Annotated in this window: 17 protein-coding genes; 7 read left to right on the top strand and 10 right to left on the bottom strand. The window is 63.4% G+C overall.

Features of this window, described 5'->3' with window-relative positions; all coding sequences use genetic code 11:
* Positions 1-32 precede the first annotated feature (32 nt).
* Positions 33-836, bottom strand: coding sequence for a DedA family protein (locus GC119_RS09190; protein WP_151952971.1), 804 nt, complete (start codon positions 834-836; stop codon positions 33-35).
* 54 nt (positions 837-890) lie between these two features.
* Here GC119_RS09190 and GC119_RS09185 point away from each other — a divergent pair, with 54 nt between their 5' ends.
* Positions 891-1,853 (top strand): alcohol dehydrogenase catalytic domain-containing protein, encoded by a 963-nt coding sequence (locus GC119_RS09185; RefSeq protein ID WP_151952970.1) that lies wholly within the window; start codon positions 891-893, stop codon positions 1,851-1,853.
* Positions 1,854-1,983: 130 nt separating this feature from the next.
* Here the strand turns inward: GC119_RS09185 and GC119_RS09180 are convergent, their stop codons facing one another.
* A complete protein-coding gene (locus tag GC119_RS09180) occupies positions 1,984-3,519 on the bottom strand; it encodes a carboxylesterase/lipase family protein (RefSeq protein WP_193215646.1) in 1,536 nt (511 codons plus the stop codon).
* 272 nt (positions 3,520-3,791) lie between these two features.
* Between GC119_RS09180 and dnaK the strand changes: the two genes are divergently transcribed.
* The 4 genes from dnaK to GC119_RS09160 all read left to right on the top strand — a co-directional run bounded on the left by dnaK (position 3,792) and on the right by GC119_RS09160 (position 7,919).
* Positions 3,792-5,642 (top strand): molecular chaperone DnaK, encoded by a 1,851-nt coding sequence (gene dnaK / locus GC119_RS09175; protein ID WP_070575600.1) that lies wholly within the window; start codon positions 3,792-3,794, stop codon positions 5,640-5,642.
* The gene (locus GC119_RS09170; protein WP_151952968.1) at positions 5,642-6,313 is read left to right on the top strand and encodes a nucleotide exchange factor GrpE; all 672 of its coding nucleotides are present in this window, start codon (positions 5,642-5,644) and stop codon (positions 6,311-6,313) included. The genes dnaK and GC119_RS09170 overlap by 1 nt, the downstream gene beginning before the upstream one ends.
* A 137-nt stretch (positions 6,314-6,450) precedes the next feature.
* Complete coding sequence (locus GC119_RS09165) at positions 6,451-7,464, top strand: DnaJ C-terminal domain-containing protein (protein WP_151952967.1); 1,014 nt, start codon at positions 6,451-6,453, stop codon at positions 7,462-7,464.
* Entirely contained in the window at positions 7,464-7,919 is a 456-nt protein-coding gene (locus tag GC119_RS09160; RefSeq protein ID WP_070575592.1) for a heat shock protein transcriptional repressor HspR, read from the top strand. Before GC119_RS09165 ends, GC119_RS09160 begins: the two co-directional genes overlap by 1 nt.
* 124 nt (positions 7,920-8,043) lie before the next feature.
* On the opposite strand, the gene GC119_RS09155 is transcribed toward GC119_RS09160, so the two are convergent.
* From GC119_RS09155 to GC119_RS09145, 3 genes are all read right to left on the bottom strand, one after another.
* Positions 8,044-8,967, bottom strand: coding sequence for a hypothetical protein (locus GC119_RS09155; RefSeq protein WP_151952966.1), 924 nt, complete (start codon positions 8,965-8,967; stop codon positions 8,044-8,046).
* 228 nt (positions 8,968-9,195) lie between these two features.
* Positions 9,196-9,987, bottom strand: coding sequence for a maleylpyruvate isomerase family mycothiol-dependent enzyme (locus tag GC119_RS09150; RefSeq protein WP_151952965.1), 792 nt, complete (start codon positions 9,985-9,987; stop codon positions 9,196-9,198).
* Positions 9,988-10,082: 95 nt separating this feature from the next.
* Positions 10,083-11,210 (bottom strand): diacylglycerol/lipid kinase family protein, encoded by a 1,128-nt coding sequence (locus GC119_RS09145; RefSeq protein ID WP_151952964.1) that lies wholly within the window; start codon positions 11,208-11,210, stop codon positions 10,083-10,085.
* A 98-nt stretch (positions 11,211-11,308) separates the two neighbouring features.
* Between GC119_RS09145 and serS the strand changes: the two genes are divergently transcribed.
* Together serS and GC119_RS09135 are read left to right on the top strand one after the other, a co-directional pair.
* Entirely contained in the window at positions 11,309-12,595 is a 1,287-nt protein-coding gene (gene serS / locus GC119_RS09140) for a serine--tRNA ligase (RefSeq protein ID WP_151952963.1), read from the top strand.
* Positions 12,596-12,632: 37 nt separating this feature from the next.
* The gene (locus tag GC119_RS09135; protein WP_151952962.1) at positions 12,633-13,466 is read left to right on the top strand and encodes an HAD family hydrolase; all 834 of its coding nucleotides are present in this window, start codon (positions 12,633-12,635) and stop codon (positions 13,464-13,466) included.
* Here the strand turns inward: GC119_RS09135 and GC119_RS09130 are convergent.
* The 5 genes from GC119_RS09130 to GC119_RS09115 form a co-directional block, all read right to left on the bottom strand.
* A complete protein-coding gene (locus GC119_RS09130; protein WP_151952961.1) occupies positions 13,449-14,330 on the bottom strand; it encodes an HAD family hydrolase in 882 nt (293 codons plus the stop codon). The genes GC119_RS09135 and GC119_RS09130 overlap by 18 nt on opposite strands.
* On the bottom strand, positions 14,327-14,773 hold the full coding sequence (locus tag GC119_RS09125) for a hypothetical protein (protein WP_151952960.1): 447 nt from the start codon (positions 14,771-14,773) through the stop codon (positions 14,327-14,329). The genes GC119_RS09130 and GC119_RS09125 overlap by 4 nt, the downstream gene beginning before the upstream one ends.
* A 10-nt stretch (positions 14,774-14,783) precedes the next feature.
* The gene (locus tag GC119_RS10960; protein WP_193215645.1) at positions 14,784-14,921 is read right to left on the bottom strand and encodes a hypothetical protein; all 138 of its coding nucleotides are present in this window, start codon (positions 14,919-14,921) and stop codon (positions 14,784-14,786) included.
* 132 nt (positions 14,922-15,053) lie between these two features.
* Positions 15,054-15,476 (bottom strand): proteasome activator, encoded by a 423-nt coding sequence (locus tag GC119_RS09120; protein ID WP_151952959.1) that lies wholly within the window; start codon positions 15,474-15,476, stop codon positions 15,054-15,056.
* Positions 15,469-16,611 carry an NAD(P)H-quinone oxidoreductase gene (locus GC119_RS09115; RefSeq protein WP_226829384.1) on the bottom strand — a complete coding sequence of 381 codons (1,143 nt, stop codon included), beginning with the start codon at positions 16,609-16,611 and terminating at the stop codon, positions 15,469-15,471. The genes GC119_RS09120 and GC119_RS09115 overlap by 8 nt, the downstream gene beginning before the upstream one ends.
* Between the last annotated feature and the right edge of the window lie 126 nt (positions 16,612-16,737).

Genomic DNA, 16,737 nt, shown 5'->3' with positions numbered 1-16,737 from the left:
GAGCGCGAAGGGACGCGCTCGGCGCGTGTAGATCAGGACTCTGAGTTCTTTTTGCGGGCCGCTCGATCGCGCTCTTTTTTCGACGTCCAGATGACGGTGCCGATGATCAGCGCAAATGTGATCCAGATGGCGTATTTGTCAATGAGTTTGAGCAGGTCAACCGCCGGTTGGCCTATGAACCAGCCCAAACAGGCACTGATCGTGGACACCAGCAGGGCACACGCGATGTTGGCGCTGATGAACGTGCGGAACCGCATTCCAGACCATCCGGCCACCAGCCACACCAGGGAACCGGGCACACCGGGGAAGCGGCCGAACACCACGAGGGTCACCAGCAGCCACTGCGGCAGATTGCGGATTCTGGTTGCCTTCCGGTAGGCCGAAGGGGTGTTGGCCACCATGCGCACCACGTTTTCACCCCAGTGGCGGCCTGCCAGCCACCACAGCCAGTCGAACTTCACCGCACCGATGAAACCGGCCAGAATCGCCAAGGACAGCGGGTAGCCTTCAACATTCGCGAACGCACCGGCCCCGGCAATGACGGTTTTTGCGCCCGTGATGACAGACAACAGCACCGGCATTTTGGCAATGAGAAAGGGCCGGAAGGGAAACAGCACAAGGAAGAACAGCGGCAGGCCGATGATGAAGCCCAACAGCACCTTGTCGGCTTTGGTGGGGGTGCGCTCGCCCCACGGCCAGGGGATCTGATTTGGGTTCTCTGCGCCGTCGTCCGAAGCGCCGTCGGCACGAGTGCTGTCGGCGTGTTCTGAGCTGTCGCCGGAAACGTCACCGGAGACATCGCCGTGCTTGTCGTCCGCTCTTTCTTCGTGTGCCATTCCAGTAGTCTAAAGAACGACCGCTGCCGGCAACGACGCGCGACAGGAGCTCTCATGCGAATCTTCGGCTTCACCGAATACGGCGGCCCGCAGGTGGCCGGTTTTCTCGATGTTCCAGCACCGCAGGCTGAGGGCGATGGCGTCCTCATCGACGTTGAAGCGACCACCGTCAATCCCGGTGATATCAAGGTTCGTTCCGGGCAGCGGCAGAAGTCTTTTCCGGTGCGCTTCCCCATGGCCATGGGCCGGGAAGCCGCGGGGACCATTCGAGCGCTGGGTCCGAACGCACCTGCTGGCCTGGATGTCGGTCAGCGGGTGTTCGGTTCGGCAGCACCGGGCATCGGCACTTTCGCAGAGCAGACGGTGCTGACCGGCGCCTCGGCCACCCCGGTGCCTGAAGAGCTGAGCGCCGGAAGGGCGGCGAGCATTCCGGTTGCCTTCGGAACCGCGCACGATGCCCTCAATCAGCTCCGCCTGCGACCGGGACAGCCGCTGTTGGTTCTCGGTGCGGGCGGAGGTGTGGGTTCGTCGGCGCTGTCCCTTGCCAAAGCCGCCGGGCTCACAGTGTGGGGAGTGGGTTCGGCAGGGAAGCACGATGTCATCACGCGCATGGGCGCTCAGCACGTTGAATCCGGTCCCGGGTGGGCCGACCGGGTGCGACAGCTGGGAACTCCCGCGGCCATTCTCGATCTGGTGGGCGGTGAGGTGCTGCGCGAGGGTGCCCAGCTTCTAGCTGACGAGGCGCCCGGCGGCTTCGCTGGTGACGCTGCGGGCGAGGCTGCGGGCCAGCGGGTGCGGATCGTGTCGGCGGCTGATCCCGCTTTGGCGAAAGAACTTGGGGGATCCGGTATTGTTCGGCACCGCACACGCGAAGTCTTCGCCCGTATAGCCCAGCTGCTGGCCGCATCTGCGGCACCCACCTGGGTGTCGGCTCGCTACCGCTTTGCCGATGCCGCGCAGGCGGTTGCAGACGTCGAGGACGGCCACGCGGCCGGGAAGATCATCATCCGCATCTGACCGGCCAGTTGACGAAGCTGACCGCTGACGCCAGCCAGCACAGGTGACCGCAAGCGCGAGCCAGCACAGACGACAACAAACCAGCCAGCGCAGCAGCGGAAGCCCGGCGGCGCCTCGTCAGATGAGCCCGTCAGATCAGGCCGTGGGGTGCTGCGGGCTGGCGAACAAAGCACTTCCAGCGCTCCAGCAGCGGGTGCGGGCCGACCCGCTCTTCGTCGGTGTGGGCATCGAAAACCCGGGTGGCTCCGTCGTGGCTGAACTCCGGCCAGTCGGCCCGGCCGGTGCGGGCAAAGCGCAGCCAGGCATCCCGCATGCGGCGGCCGGTGCGGCGTTCGCGCTCCGTGGGGCCCTGCGGGAAGGTCAGCGCACCCATCCCGTCGGTGTAGTTCTCAAACAGCAGCGGAAGGTCGACCGTGTGGGCGGACTGGATTCCGCCGCGGGGGTCAGCCTCCAGCAGATAGGCCCAAGCGCCAGGTATCGCCTGCGCTATATCGAGAGCCGGGACCGTGAACATGAAGTCGGTGTTAACGCGCTCGTAGACAACCGGCGGGCGGGCGGTGCCCTCTGGTGCAGTGACCAGGCGGCCGTACTGTGCGGCCTCCGGCTGGGTGCGCGGGCCGATGGTCGCCAGGGTGCGCTGTGCGACAGCGTCATTGGGCTGGCTGCGCGCCAAGGCTATGAACAGGTTGAACTCTTCTGCGTTGCTGCCCACAAGCACTGGAATGTCCGGCGGTGTGCTGCGCAGCGCCTTCCACGGTCCGCGCGGCAGAACCGTGCCGTCGACCACCGGAGTCAGGGGCGGTTCAAAGGCCGAAGCGGCACCCCACGAACTCAGGCTGCGCTTGGCTGTGGCGGTGAGTTCTTCCAACACTGCGCGGCGTTCGGTGCGGCTGAGTGAACCGAAGAACTCCGGTGTTGCCTGCGCTTCCGGGCGAATCTGGCGTGCAGCCTCGACAGCTGCTTCCGTGACCTGGGCGGCGAGCTCGGCTTCGAGAATCATGGACGGTGGGGACTGCAGAATGGCGCGCTGGAACAGTCCCTGTGCACCGGGCATGGTCAGCAGGCAGTGAATGGCACCGGCTCCGGCGGATTCGCCGAAGACCGTCACCCGCTGCGGATCGCCGCCGAAAGCGGCGATGTTGTCCCTCACCCAGGCCAGTGCGGCAATCTGGTCGAGCAGACCGCGGTTGGCCGGAGCGCCGTCCAACTGGAGGAAGCCCTCGAGGCCCAGCCGGTAGTTGATGGAAACGAAAACGCAGCGCTCGCGGGCGAAAACGCTGCCGTTGTACTGCGGTTCGGCTGAACTGCCCAGAACATAGGCTCCGCCGTGAATCCACACCATGACCGGCAGTGCTTGGCCCTGCGTGCGCTCAGCTGGGGTCCACACGTTGAGGCTCAGCCAATCATCGCCTTCGCGGTGTTCCTCCAGGCCAATCTCGCCGGCGGGTATGAACTGCGGGCAGGGCGGGCCGAATGCAGTCGCGTCGAACTGCCCGCCGGGCAGGGGCTCCAATGCCCGAGGTGCCTGGAAGGCTGCCGCTTCGGTCATCGGCTGGGCGTACGGGATTCCCAGATAGGACTCGACTTCGCCGTCGCTGAGCCCGCGGACGGTTCCGCAGGGGGCGGTGATTGTCGGCTGGCTGGTTTCGGCTGGTGTGAAAGTCATGGGCTCCGGTGCGTGACAGTGGGCTGAGGAATCTGCGGTCTGAGAGACCTCTGGTCTGCCCACCACGATAGCGGCCCAGGTGCAGTTGGGGGTGCTGCGAAAAAATTTTCTGCCGCCGGGGAATAAGGTCGCGCCATTCAGGGTTGAGCCTAGTGAACGCAAGTTTGATGATGGGCCTAGACTTAATGAGTTTGACGGTCCAGGCATCCAGTAGCAGACTTGAGTCAGATGCACTCACAGTGCGAAGGCTCTTTTGAAAGGAGACACGAACAATGGCTCGTGCAGTAGGTATTGACCTCGGAACCACCAACTCGGTCGTCGCAGTCCTCGAAGGCGGCGAACCGAAGGTCATCGCAAACGCTGAGGGCGGCCGCACCACCCCGTCGGTTGTCGCAGTGAACAAGAACGGCGATTCGCTGGTCGGTGAAATCGCCAAGCGTCAGGCTGTCACCAACGTCGAAAACACCGTGTCCTCGGTGAAGCGCCACATGGGCACCGACTGGACCACCAAGCTCGGCGGCAAGGACCTTACGGCGCCGGAAATCTCGGCCCGCATTCTGCAGAAGCTCAAGCACGACGCTGAAGAGTACCTGCAGGACACCGTGACCGACGCCGTCATCACCGTCCCCGCATACTTCAACGACGCTCAGCGTCAGGCAACCAAGGACGCCGGCCAGATTGCCGGTATGAACGTCCTGCGCATCATCAACGAACCCACCGCAGCGGCTCTGGCCTACGGTCTGGAGCGCGGCAAGGAAGACGAACTCATCCTCGTGTTCGACCTCGGCGGCGGAACCTTCGACGTTTCGCTCCTGGAAGTCGGCAAGGACGAAGACGACTTCTCTACCATTCAGGTGCGCGCCACTTCGGGTGACAATGAACTCGGCGGTGACGACTGGGACCAGCGCCTGGTCGACTACCTGGTCGGACAGGTCAAGAACGGCTACGGTGTGGACCTCACCAAGGACCCCACCGCCATGCAGCGCCTGAAGGAAGCTGCTGAGCAGGCCAAGAAGGAACTGTCCAGCGCAAGCAGCACCAATATTTCGCTGCAGTACCTGTCGATGAGCGAATCCGGCCCCATCCACCTGGATGAGAGCATCAGCCGCGCCAAGTTCGAAGAGCTCACCGAGGACCTCCTGGCCCGCACCAAGAAGCCCTTCGAGCAGGTCATCGCTGACGCTGGCGTGAGCCTGTCCGACATCGACCACGTGGTCCTCGTCGGCGGTTCCACCCGTATGCCCGCAGTGGCCGAAACGGTCAAGAAGCTCACCAACGGCAAGGAGCCCAACAAGGGTGTCAACCCGGACGAAGTCGTCGCAGTCGGCGCTGCCGTCCAGGCCGGTGTTCTGCGCGGTGACCGCAAGGACGTTCTGCTCATTGACGTCACCCCGCTGTCGCTGGGTCTGGAGACCAAGGGCGGCGTGATGACCAAGCTGATCGAGCGCAACTCGCCGATCCCCACCAAGAAGTCCGAAACCTTCACAACGGCCGAAGACAACCAGCCGTCCGTGTCGATTCAGGTCTTCCAGGGTGAGCGCGAGTTCACGCGCGACAACAAGCCGCTGGGCACCTTTGAGCTGACCGGCATTGCACCCGCCCCGCGCGGTGTGCCGCAGATTGAAGTGTCCTTCGACATCGACGCCAACGGCATTGTGCACGTGTCGGCAACCGACAAGGGCACCGGCCAGGAGCAGTCGATGACGATCACCGGCGGTTCGGCCATTCCGCAGGAAGACATCGACCGCATGGTGCGCGAAGCAGAAGAGCACGCTGACGAAGACAAGAAGCGTCGCGAAGCTGCCGACACGCGCAACAACGCGGAAACGGTGGCCTACCAGACGGACAAGCTCATCAAGGACAACGACGACAAGCTGCCCGAAGACGTCAAGAATGAGGTCCAGGCAGATGTCGACGCTCTGAAGGAAGCCCTCAAGGGTGACGATGACGACGCCGTCAAGCAGGCCTACGACAAGCTCCAGCAGTCGCAGACCAAGCTGGGCGAGGCCATCTACTCGGCAGCTCAGGCTGAAGCCGGTGCGGAAGGCGCACAGGCCGACGCAGGTTCTGCTGACGACGATGTCGTTGACGCCGAAGTCGTTGACGAAGACGAGGAGAAGTAATGACCGCCGAGAACCCAGACGGCCGCGACACCGGCGACCAGGGCTTCTCGTTCAAGGACAACCGTCGGATTGATCCCGAAACCGGTCAGGCCCGCCCCGCGGGTCAGGCCGACGGCGGGGCCGATACCCCGCAGTCTGAACAGCAGCCGGAGGGCCAGCCGGACGCGGAGCAGCCGGCGGCTGACGCTTCGGATCTCGGTGTTGAGATTCCCGACGACGCTTCGGGCATCGAAGACGCCGAACCGCAGCCGGAATCGGACGAAGCCAAGCGCTACCTTGACGACCTGCAGCGGCTCAACGCCGAATACGCGGCCTACCGTCGCCGTTCGGAACGCGATCAGCAGGCTGCTCGCACAGCCGGTCTGCAGGACGCGGTCGAAGCGCTCATGCCCGTGCTTGACGAGGTGAAGCTGGCTCGCGAAGCCGGTGATGTCACCGGTCCGTACGAAAAGCACGTCGACAGGCTCCTTGAAGCCCTCGGCAAGCTTGAAGTCGTGCAGTACGGCGAAGCCGGTGAGATCTTCGACCCGAACATCCACGACGCTCTCATGCAGCAGCCCTCGGCTGATGTAGAAGAGCCCACGGTGTTCATGGTCATGCAGCCGGGCTACAAGATCGGCGATCGCGTCATTCGGGCAGCTCGGGTGGGGGTTCACCTCCCTGAAGCCTGACACACCCACAATTGCCGAGGCGGAGCTTCCGACCACCTGGCGGGGCACCTGGGTGCCGTGCTGGGGGAGCGGGGCTCCGCCTCGGCGGCTAGAAGAACACAACAGCAGATCAGTTCGGCATTGAAAGGAGGGGCCGGATGAACTCGGGACCGCAGAATGAGTGGTTCGAGAAGGACTACTACAAAACGCTCGGAGTCTCCAAGGACGCCTCCGATGCTGAAATCAAAAAGGCCTACCGCAAACTGGCCCGCAAGTACCACCCGGACGCCAATCCCGGCAACGCGGAAGCAGAAGAGAAGTTCAAGGAGATCTCGGCTGCGAACTCGGTGATCGGCGATCCTGAAACTCGCAAACAGTACGACCAGGTGCGCGCCATGGGCGGCGGCGCCAGGTTCCAGGCGGGCGCCGGCGGTGCCGGTGCCGGCGGCTTTGAGGACATCTTCTCGGGCCTGTTCAACACCGGCGGCACCGGAGCTCGGACTCGTGTCGGCGGGTACCCCGGCGGAGGGCCGGACTTGTCCGACCTGTTCGGCGGCGGCTTCGGCGGGGGCGGCGGTTTTGGCGGTGGCGGCTTCGGCGGCTACCAGCAGGCTCCGCAGAAGGGCGGGGACATCCGCTCGAAGGCGCGCCTGAGCTTTACCGAGGCGATTGAAGGCGCCACTGTGAAGCTCAACATGCCCGGCGGAAAGCCGCTGACCGTCCGCACTCCCGCGGGAGTGAAAGACGGCCAGGAAGTCCGCGTGCGCGGTAAGGGCAAGCCCAGCCCCAACGGGGGCCAGCCCGGTGATGTCATCCTCACGGTCGAAGTCGCACCGCACAGTGTGTTCACACGCGATGGCAACAACCTGCGTATGACGCTGCCGGTCACGTTCCCGGAAGCGGCACTTGGAACACAGGTTTCCGTGCCGACTCTGGGCGGGCAGCCGGTCACCATGAAGATTCCCGCCGGTACGCCGTCTGGGCGCACACTGCGCCTGCGCGGCCGGGGCATCGACGCGAAGTCCGGCAAGGGCGACCTGCTGGTGACCGTCGAAGTGACGGTCCCGCGCAATCTCAGTGCCGAAGCGAAAAAGGCGGTTGAAGACTTTGCTGCCGCTACCGCAGGGGAGAATCCTCGTGAAGGCCTGCAGCGGAGGGCGGGTGAAGCCTGATGATTCCCGCAGACCGTCCTGTCTACATGATTTCTGTGGCGGCCGAACTGGCGGGCATGCACCCGCAGACGCTCCGGCAGTATGACCGACTGGGGCTGGTGACGCCTCAGCGGTCAGCTGGGCGCGGTCGACGCTACTCGGCTGACGACATCGAAAAGCTGCAGCTGGTGCAGCGACTGAGTCAGGATGACGGCATCAACCTCGAAGGCATTAAGCGGATTCTGCGGATGCGCGAAGAAATCGAGGCCATGCGCCGCGAACAGGAAGCTATGCGTGCCGAAATGGAGGCTATGCGCCGTCGTTTGGAAACTGCCGGCAGAATCTTTGCCGCAGCTTCGTCTGGCGATGTTGTGTCTCTGTTTGAGGACGGTCAGGGTGTTGGCCGCCGGGCACGCCCGGCCAGGCGCATTGCCGGTGTGCTCATGCCGGGAGCATCCGCTCGCCGCACACGCTAGTGCTGTGTTCCTCCGGCACGCCAGCGCTGAGAACGGCCGGGTTTGGAAACAGTGAAGGGGCGGCCCCGTGTGGGCCGCCCCTTCACTGTGTTTCAGTTCAGAATCTCAGTTCTGCGCCTGCCGCTCAGGCCTTGCGGTTGCGGCGGGTGAGCAGAACGGTTGCACCGCCGACGGTGAGCAGAGCGGCGCCTGCTGCCAGAGCGCCGAGGCCCTGACCGGTGCGTGGAAGAGCGCCGGACGAAGCAGGAGCTTCCGATTCTTCATCAGCGTTGGCTTCGTCGGCATCAGACTTGTCGGAGTCAGAGGAATCACCAGAGATGGCTCCGCCGGTGCTGCCGGACTTCTTGTCTTCCTTCTTGTCCGATTTCTTAGCTTCGCTGACAACCTCGAAGGAGTCCTTGAGCGTCTCGCCGTCGAACTCAGCGGTGATGGTGTACTTGCCGACGTAGTCCTCGGCATTGCCGTCGGTGATTCCGGCCACGCTGAGGGCGGCGATGCCGTCTTCGTCAGCTTCGACGGTCTGTGAGTACGACTGGACGTTCTTTGCCTTGCCGGAGGTGCCGGTGACGGTGAACTTCACCTTGGTGCCGGGTTCAAGGCCGGAAACGGCAGCGCCGATGCCCTTCTTCTTGTTGTTGAAGTCGCTGGCCTTGATCTTCTTTTCAGACAGGTGCAGAGTCGGCTCTGCAGCAGGTGCTTCTTCCTCAGACTCTTCGTCTTCAGCCGGGGCTTCTTCGCCGGACTCTTCGCCCTCGGTGCTGTCTTCGGGCTGTTCGTCAGAAGGTGTTTCGTCGTCAGCCGGAGCCTCGTCGCCAGCGGGTGATTCGTCCTCGCCGCCTTCGCCCTCTTCGTCCTTGTTGTCATCAACCGGGGTCTCGTCGGCGTCGGCGTCGGTGTCGTCAGTGGGTGTTTCGTCGGCAGCCGGGTTTGTTGATTCGGTCTCGGACGACGGGCCCTCCGAAGCGAAGGCGGGGGCTGCGGCGAATCCGAATGCGCCGGTCAGGCCGACCGAGAGGGCTACTGCGGGAGCGAGGATGGTCTTCTTCACGGTGATCCTTTTCCTAAAAGAGAGTGCGAAGCACCCGTGTGTTTGACCCCTTCAACCTAGCCGCACCTGTGTGAAAGGTCAGTGTTTTCTTGGAACTTCCAGGTGAACATCTCGAAACGGCATCAAATGTGCAGGTCAGAGCGCATCGTATTCCGAGGGCCCCGGGCGCTCAGATTCCGAGATCCCGGAATTCCGTGCTGTCTGGGCCTCGCATCTCGGTCCGGGTGCTCAGACCCAGGGTGGGGGAGTGGGCAGGTCTTCGGGGGTGGCCGTGCCCGAACCGCCCTTTGCGTCGTCCTGTCGACCCGACGCCGGCCACCCGCGGCCGATTGCATACTGCAGAAGTTCGTTGAATTCACCTGTCACTTCGACCGGTGTGCTGAAGTCCGTTTCGTTCTTCTCGGTGCCTGGAATGTCGATGTGCCAGTCGCTGAGGTCATCTCGATCAGTCACATGGAAGAGAAAGTTCGCTCGTGTCTGAGTCTTCTTCCAGTGGTCAATGAGCTCAGCGAAGATGCGATCGGCCGCCGCTGACGGAAAGTCGAGCGCGGTGTAGCCGATGTTGAGGTCAAGTGCGTGGACAAAGCACTCCCGGGCTCGTGCCCACGGAATGAACGATGCCGCAGTGTCCTCTCCCTGCCCGGTGCGGACAAGCGCAGACCACGCCTCGTCGTTCATGCTGCTGAGTGCCTGCGTGAGCTCTTCGGACGCTTCGTGGGCCATTGTGCTCACATCCGCGTCGGCGGTCGAAGCGGCAAGCTGCTCGATTTCGGCATCCCGCGCTGCTCGTGACGGGTACATGGGGTTTTCCCGTCCGGTGCGTGCCCATTCGATCAGCCGCATAAAGGCGTCCGCATTTGCGATCACGTGCATGGCCACGTGCTTGCGGGTCCACCCCGGCAACCGCGATGGGCTGTTCATACCGGTGTGCGTCACCTGGTCGAGAGCCTGCAGGTAGAAGCCTTCGGCGAGCATTCTCAGCTGGAGGTCGTCTGTCGTGCTTGGGGTGTCGTCAGCCATGGTCACGACAATACCGGCCGAATCGCTGTGCTGCCGGTCGATTCACTGTGCCGTGCTGTGAACAGTCTGCGGCTGCGCGGCAAGACCGCTGCTGTCTATCCCGGCAGGTTCCACTGGGCCGTGCGCATTTGGCGACGCTGATTCGGCGTGGGTGTGCGCAGAGTCAGAGCCCCGTGGACAACCTTCATTTCAAAGTAATCGCTCATGCCGGCAAAATCCCCGTCCAGCTGCAGGGCGAGTTCTTCTTCGGCTTCGATGATCACCGACGCACACGTGAGAATTTCAGTGGCCGGTCCCCGCTTGCGGCGCCCAACCACCGAAAGCAGCACTGAGGCCCACTGCGCGATGTTCTTCGGCGTGGTCACCAAAACGTTGATGAGCCCGTCATCCGGCCGTGAACCGGGAAGCAGTTCGAGGCCCGCCTGCACGCGGCCGGCATTGGCTCCCAGCACCGAGCGAATGGAATACGAGCGCACTGGTTGGTCGTCAAACTTCATCTTGACCTTTGTGCGCTTGCCGGTCAGCTGCCGACTGCCGGCCTCAACATAGGCCAGCCAGCCGATCCGCTGCTTGAGTTCTGGAGACACGGATTCCATGACCGCCGCGTCATAGCCCATGCCGGTCATAACAACAGAGGTGTCCGGTTCGGCGCCCGGGCTGGTGCGCGTGCGAATGACGTCAATGTGCCTGTCGTTGCCGTACATTGCGATTTTGATGGACCATTCGGGATTCTCAAAGAACAGGCCCGTGTTTCGGGCCAGCAGGTTTCCGGTGCCGATCGGCACCAGGCCAAGCGCAACATCGGTATCGGCAATCACATGAGCCACTGCCCGGACAGTGCCGTCCCCACCGGCGGCGATGATGAGGTCGACTCCTTCATCGAGCGCCTTCTGGGCTGCTGCGACCCCGCCGTCGTCTTCGTCAGACGGGATGATCAGCGGCTGGGCCCACCGCGAATTGCGCGCTTCGGTCTGGGCTGCGGCGATGATTGCCTGGGCCTCGGGTTTTGTGGGGTTGTACACCACCGCAAATCTGGGCTGCCTGTCTGACGAGGTGCCGTTGAGTTCGCGCTCTGCTGTCACCTGCGCAAGTTCGGAAGAGGTCTGGCGTTCCATGCTCCGGCGAGTGCGCATTGCTCCGACGCTGTGACCGATGGCGTATGCAATCAGAGCAACGACGACTATCAGAAGGATGGTCAGAACAGTCTGCGTGCCTAGATCCATGCTGCGAGTTTAGCTATTGCGTCTGAGAGGTTCGTGCGGATGCGCGGGTTCGCGCGCCCGTCACCTGAATGTTCAATGGGGCGGGCTAAGCTGGGGGCGTGATTGATCTTGTGCAGCTGAGGAACAACCCGGACGTCTTCAAGGCCTCACAGCGGGCCCGCGGCGGAAGCGTCGAACTGATTGACGACGTCCTGTCCGCCGATTCCGCCCGCAGGCAGAGTCTGACCGCTTTTGAAGAGGCTCGCGCCCAGCAGAAGGCCTTCGGCAAGAAGGTTTCGCAGGAAAAAGACCCAGAAGCCAAGCAGGCGCTCGTAGCGGAAGCCAAGCAGCTGGCCGAACGTGTTAAGTCACTCGAAGCTGACGCTTCGGAAGCTGAACAGACATTCACCACCGCGGTGCAGAAAGTGCCGAACCTCATCATCGACGGTGTGCCCTCCGGCGGTGAAGAAGACTCCGTGGAGATCCGCCGCGAAGGCAGCCCCCGTGATTTCGCCGCCGAGGGCTTTGAACCGAAAGACCACCTGGAGATCGGCGAAGGGCTTTCCGCAATCGACACCGGCCGCGGAGCCAAGGTGTCCGGATCCCGCTTCCACTATCTGACCGGCTTTGGTGCGCGCCTGGAAATGGCGCTGCTCAACCTGGCTATGGACACCGCGATCGAAGCCGGCTTCACCCCCGTGGTCACCCCGACCCTGGTCAAGCCCGAGATCATGTCCGGCACCGGATTCATGGGCGAGCACGCCGACGAAATCTACTTCCTGGAACGTGACGACCTCTACCTGGTCGGCACATCGGAAGTGGCCCTGGCCGGGTACTACAAAGACGAAATCATCGACCTGTCCGAAGGTCCCATCCGCCTGGGCGGCATTTCCAGCTGCTACCGCCGCGAAGCCGGGTCCTACGGTAAGGACACGCGTGGAATCATCCGAGTCCACCAGTTCCAGAAGGTCGAAATGTTCGCCTTCACCCACCAGGAAGACGCCGAAGCTGAGCACCAGCGGATGCTGGATCTGCAGGAGAAAATGCTCGGCTTCTGCGAACTGCCGTACCGCGTAATCGACATCGCCGCAGGTGACCTCGGCGATTCCGCCGCCCGCAAGTACGACACGGAAGCCTGGGTTCCCACCCAGAACACCTACCGAGAACTGACCTCCACCTCGAACTGCACCACCTTCCAGTCCCGCCGCCTGAACATCCGCACCCGCGGCGAAGACGGCAAAACCGAAGCCGTCGCCACTCTCAACGGCACCATGGCGAACACCCGCTGGATCGTGGCAATCCTGGAAAACCACCAGCAGGCAGACGGGTCGGTCAGCGTTCCCGCTGCCCTGCAGCCCTATCTGGGCGGCATCAAGGCGTGGGGGCCGGAAGGACCGCGGCGCTGACACACCGACCACAGCCGGACGACCCACAGGAGAGATCGTGACCGAGTACATCGTCGCCCTTGACCTCGATGGAACAGTAGTCGACTACGAGAACCGACTGTCGGATTACACCCGCGCAGTCATCCGCGCGGTGTCCAGGCGAGGTCATCACGTTGTCATCGCCACCGGACGCACTGTCGAAGGGGCGCTCGATGTGGCCAACCGACTGGGCCTGACCCACGGCTACGTGGTTGCCTCCAACGGGGCTGTCATCGTCGAACTCGATGCCCAAGCCGACCGCGGATGGTCGGTCTACCACGTGGAGTGCTTTGATCCCGGCCCCGCGCTTGAGCGAATGTCCTCGGTTCTGCCCGAAGCCCTGTACATGGTCGAGGATGCCGATCTGGTGCGCTGGTCCTCCGGCCAGTTCCCCGACGGTGACCTCGCCGTGGGCAGCGATCTTCGTATGACCGACTTCGAAGACCTCAAAACCAAAACCGCCACGAGGATCGTCATGCGCGAAATGACGATCGACAACGCTGAATTCGAAGAGTCCGTCAAAACCATCGGCCTGCATGGGGTCACCTACTCCGTCGGCTGGTCGAACTGGCTGGACATCCAGCCCGACGGGGTTTCCAAAGCCAGCGCCATTCAGCGCGTGGCCGTTAACCTCGGTGTCGAACAGAAGCACACGATCGGCGCCGGTGACGGTTCGAACGACATCGAAATGCTGCAGTGGGTCGACACTGCAATCGTCATGGGCCAGTCGAAGGAAAAGCTCGGCGCATACGCCGACATCATCGCCGCCCCCGTTGAAGAAGACGGCCTGGCCGAACAGCTGGTGAACATCTTCGAACCGACGAAAGACGAAATCTCAGCCGAGTTCCGCTGAGCGGGCACGGGCAATCGCTTCGAGCACCGGGGCGATGCCGCCGTCAGTCAATGCCGGCGCCCGGAATGCTGCAGCCCGCAGCGCCTGCTGGTGGCCGTCGGCTATCGCAAAGCCCGCTCCGGCCCACGTGAGCATTTCAATGTCGTTGGGCATGTCCCCGAAGGCTGCGACTTCCTGCGAGCTGATTCCCCGGTCGGCCGCAAAGACTCCGAGCGTGTGCGCTTTTGTGATCCCGAGTGCTGCCAGTTCGATCAGCCCGGACGAAGGGTTCGAATGGGTCGGGTGGAAAACCCCACGCGCAAGCGGGCGGACGGTGTTGAGAAGAGCCTCGGAATCATAGGAGCCCGGAACGCGCACAAGAACTTTGAGGACAGTGCCGAGTTCGGCTTCTTCGCCATAGTCGATTTCGGGAGCCTGTAAGCGCGCCCGAACGGCGGCCAATTCAGACAGTTCGGTTGCTGAATCGTGCACAAAGCCCGGTGCTGTGAAAGACCCTTCCGGGGTTTCATAGGCCAGCGCGGCCCGTGGCAGGACAGAGTGCAGGCGCTGACGAAAAGCGACCAGCTGGTCGGTGTCGATTCCGTAGACCGCCGCCAAGTGCCCGCTGTGCATATCCAGCACTGCGGAGCCGTTGGCGCAGATAGCCCACTGCAGGTGCGGCAGCTGCTGGGCCACCGGGTCCATCCACCGAAGCGGCCTGCCCGTGACGGGAACAACGTCAGCGCCGGTTTCGCGAACAGCCTCAACTGCTTCGCGCACGCGCGCGGTTATGGGTGTGCCGGTTTCTAACAGCGTGCCGTCGACATCCGTCGCGATCAGGCGGATGCGGGATAAAGCGCGGTCGTCCGGCAAGTGCATGCTCATGGCGATTCCTTTCCCAAAGTGCGCGCGTGGGCTTGGGCAATGAGGTGTTCGGCATCGTCGACAAAACGGGCGGCAGCTGCGGCTGAGGCGTCGGCCGCCGGTGCTTCAGCTGCTGGAAAGTCGTCGGCTAGGGTGCCCTCCGTGTCTGTCGGCTGGCCGGCCTCGTTGTGTGCAGTGCTTTTCACCTGCCGGGCCGAAACTCTCACATGAGCTGCCGCTTGGGCTGCCTCAGACACTTTGCCCGCCGCGTGGCTGAGCAGTTCGGGGAGATCGCCTGCCTGCAGGCGGACATCAGCTGGGAGGACCAGGCCTTCCACCGGCCACCTGCTGTGGGCGTATTCGGCAATGCCGGCTGCCCGCTGGTCGAGTTCGGACAGCCGATGGGTCAGTTCGACCACTGCCAGAACCGATGGGGTGTTGGGTGCTTCCTTCTGGGCTTGCACGGCGGTTGTATTACAGCCTGTCGACAGCGCGGCCGAAGCGGTCGCGGTGCTGCCGCCACAGACCAGTGCCCAGGCGGGCATCCAGTGAATCGTCCCGCTGGTCGCCGGTATCAGGCGTGCGTGAGCGCAGCCATGAAAACAGTCCCACTACAGGTAGTTTCCAGGCCCTGCCGGGGCGTCTCCGGGCTTTCTGCCGGGTTGGACCACGGGGGCGGGCTGGCCTTCTCCGTTCATGGCCTGGCGGGCCATGATGGCGGTTTGAATGCTCTGCACCAGACCGTCAATCCACCCCGAAGCGTGCGAAACGGCTATGAGCAGTTCGCCGCGTGAGGGCGTGACGGGCAGAGCGGCGGCCCCCCCGGTCATATTCTTCGAGCAGTTCTTCGCTGAGAACTTCTGCGAGGTCTTCGCGTACGCCCTTGTGGATCGCACTGAGCCGTTTGCGTCCGGCAGCGTCGAGGTCGTCGGTTCCGCGCAGGTCTTCCAGCAGCCTGTTGAGGGTGCTGCCAATGCGCAGAACCCGGGAAGGGTCGGCGACATCGGGGGTTTCGTCGTCGCTTTCCGGGCTGTTCTGTTCGCCGCTTTCCGGGCTGTTTTCTTCGCTGTTTTCAGTGATGGCATCCGTGTCTGCATCAGCAGTCGGCTGCTGTTCTGCTTCGGATTCGATTGGGGCTTCAGCGGTGCTGGTGTCCGCTTCAGTCATGCGCACCTACCTTGAGGATTACCTTGCCGATGGCTTCACCGTCTTCGAGCAGACGGTGGGCTTCGGCGACGTCGTCAATGGGCAGTTCCCGGTAGACCACCGGGGTAATGCGGCCGCTTGCCACGTGCGGCCAGAAGTCCTGAAGAAGGCCGGTGACCACGGCGGCTTTCTGTTCTTCCGAACGTGCGCGCAGAGTGGTTGCAATGACCGTCTGCCTGCGGACCATGAGTCGGCCAAGATTGAGTTCGGCTTCCGCACCGCCCTGCAGGCTGATGACCACCAGCCGACCGTCGCGCGTCAGTGCTTCCGTGTTCCGTTCGAGGTAGGCCGCGCCCATGATGTCGAGGATGACGTCAGCACCGGGACGCCGGCTGCTGTCGCGGGGAAGCCCAAAGAAATTGGGGGAGTCCGGCTGCCCGGCGTCTGCCGTTATCTGCTTGATCCGGTCGACAAAGTCTTCTTCGCGGTAGTTGATGACAGCGTCAGCGCCCAGCTTGCGGCAGAAATCGGCCTTGCGCTCGCTGCCGACGGTTACGGCTGTTTTTGCTCCGTGGGCTTTGGCCATTTGGATGGCTGCTGTGCCGATGCCGGATCCGCCGCCGTGAATGAGCACCCATTCGCCCGGCTGTAAACGGGCGGTGCTGAACAGGTTTGAGTACACAGTTGCCATGACTTCCGGCAAAGCTGCGGCTTCCGTGAAGCTCATGGGGCGTTCAGTGTCGCTGTGCGGGTCGGACACAGTGGGAATGGGCATCAGCTGGCCGATGGGCACCGGAACGTATTCGGCATAGCCGCCGCCGGTGAGCAGAGCCGCCACTCTGTCGCCGATCTGCACGGCTGTGCAAGAAGAATCGGCCGCAAAAGCAGACCCGGTCTGGCGGCTAGCTGCATCCGCCGGATTGACCGAGACAACAGTTCCTGCGACTTCCAAACCGGGAATCTGCGTGGCCCCTGCGGGCGGCTGGTAATTGCCTTCGCGCTGCGCGATGTCGGCGCGATTGACCCCGGCGGCGGCAACGCGCACGAGGGCGTGGCCCGGCGGGCAGTCTGGAACGTCGACGGTATCGACCCGCAGAGCATCGCGCCCACCGGGTTCGGGGATTGTCACCGCGCGCATAGTCGTCAGTTCAGCCATGGGGCAAGCCTATCGGCAGGCACTGCCACGAACCCTCAACCGGCACCTCGGCAAAGCTAACCTGGCACCTGGGCAGACCAAGACCCTGCCGTCCCGGCGTCTCGTCAGAGCTTGCGACCGCGCACC

Source organism: Brevibacterium sp. Marseille-P9724, assembly GCF_902500275.1.
Taxonomy (GTDB): domain Bacteria; phylum Actinomycetota; class Actinomycetes; order Actinomycetales; family Brevibacteriaceae; genus Brevibacterium.
The sequence above is the reverse complement of the archived record's forward strand: the minus strand, read 5'-3'. Positions and strand labels throughout refer to the sequence as shown.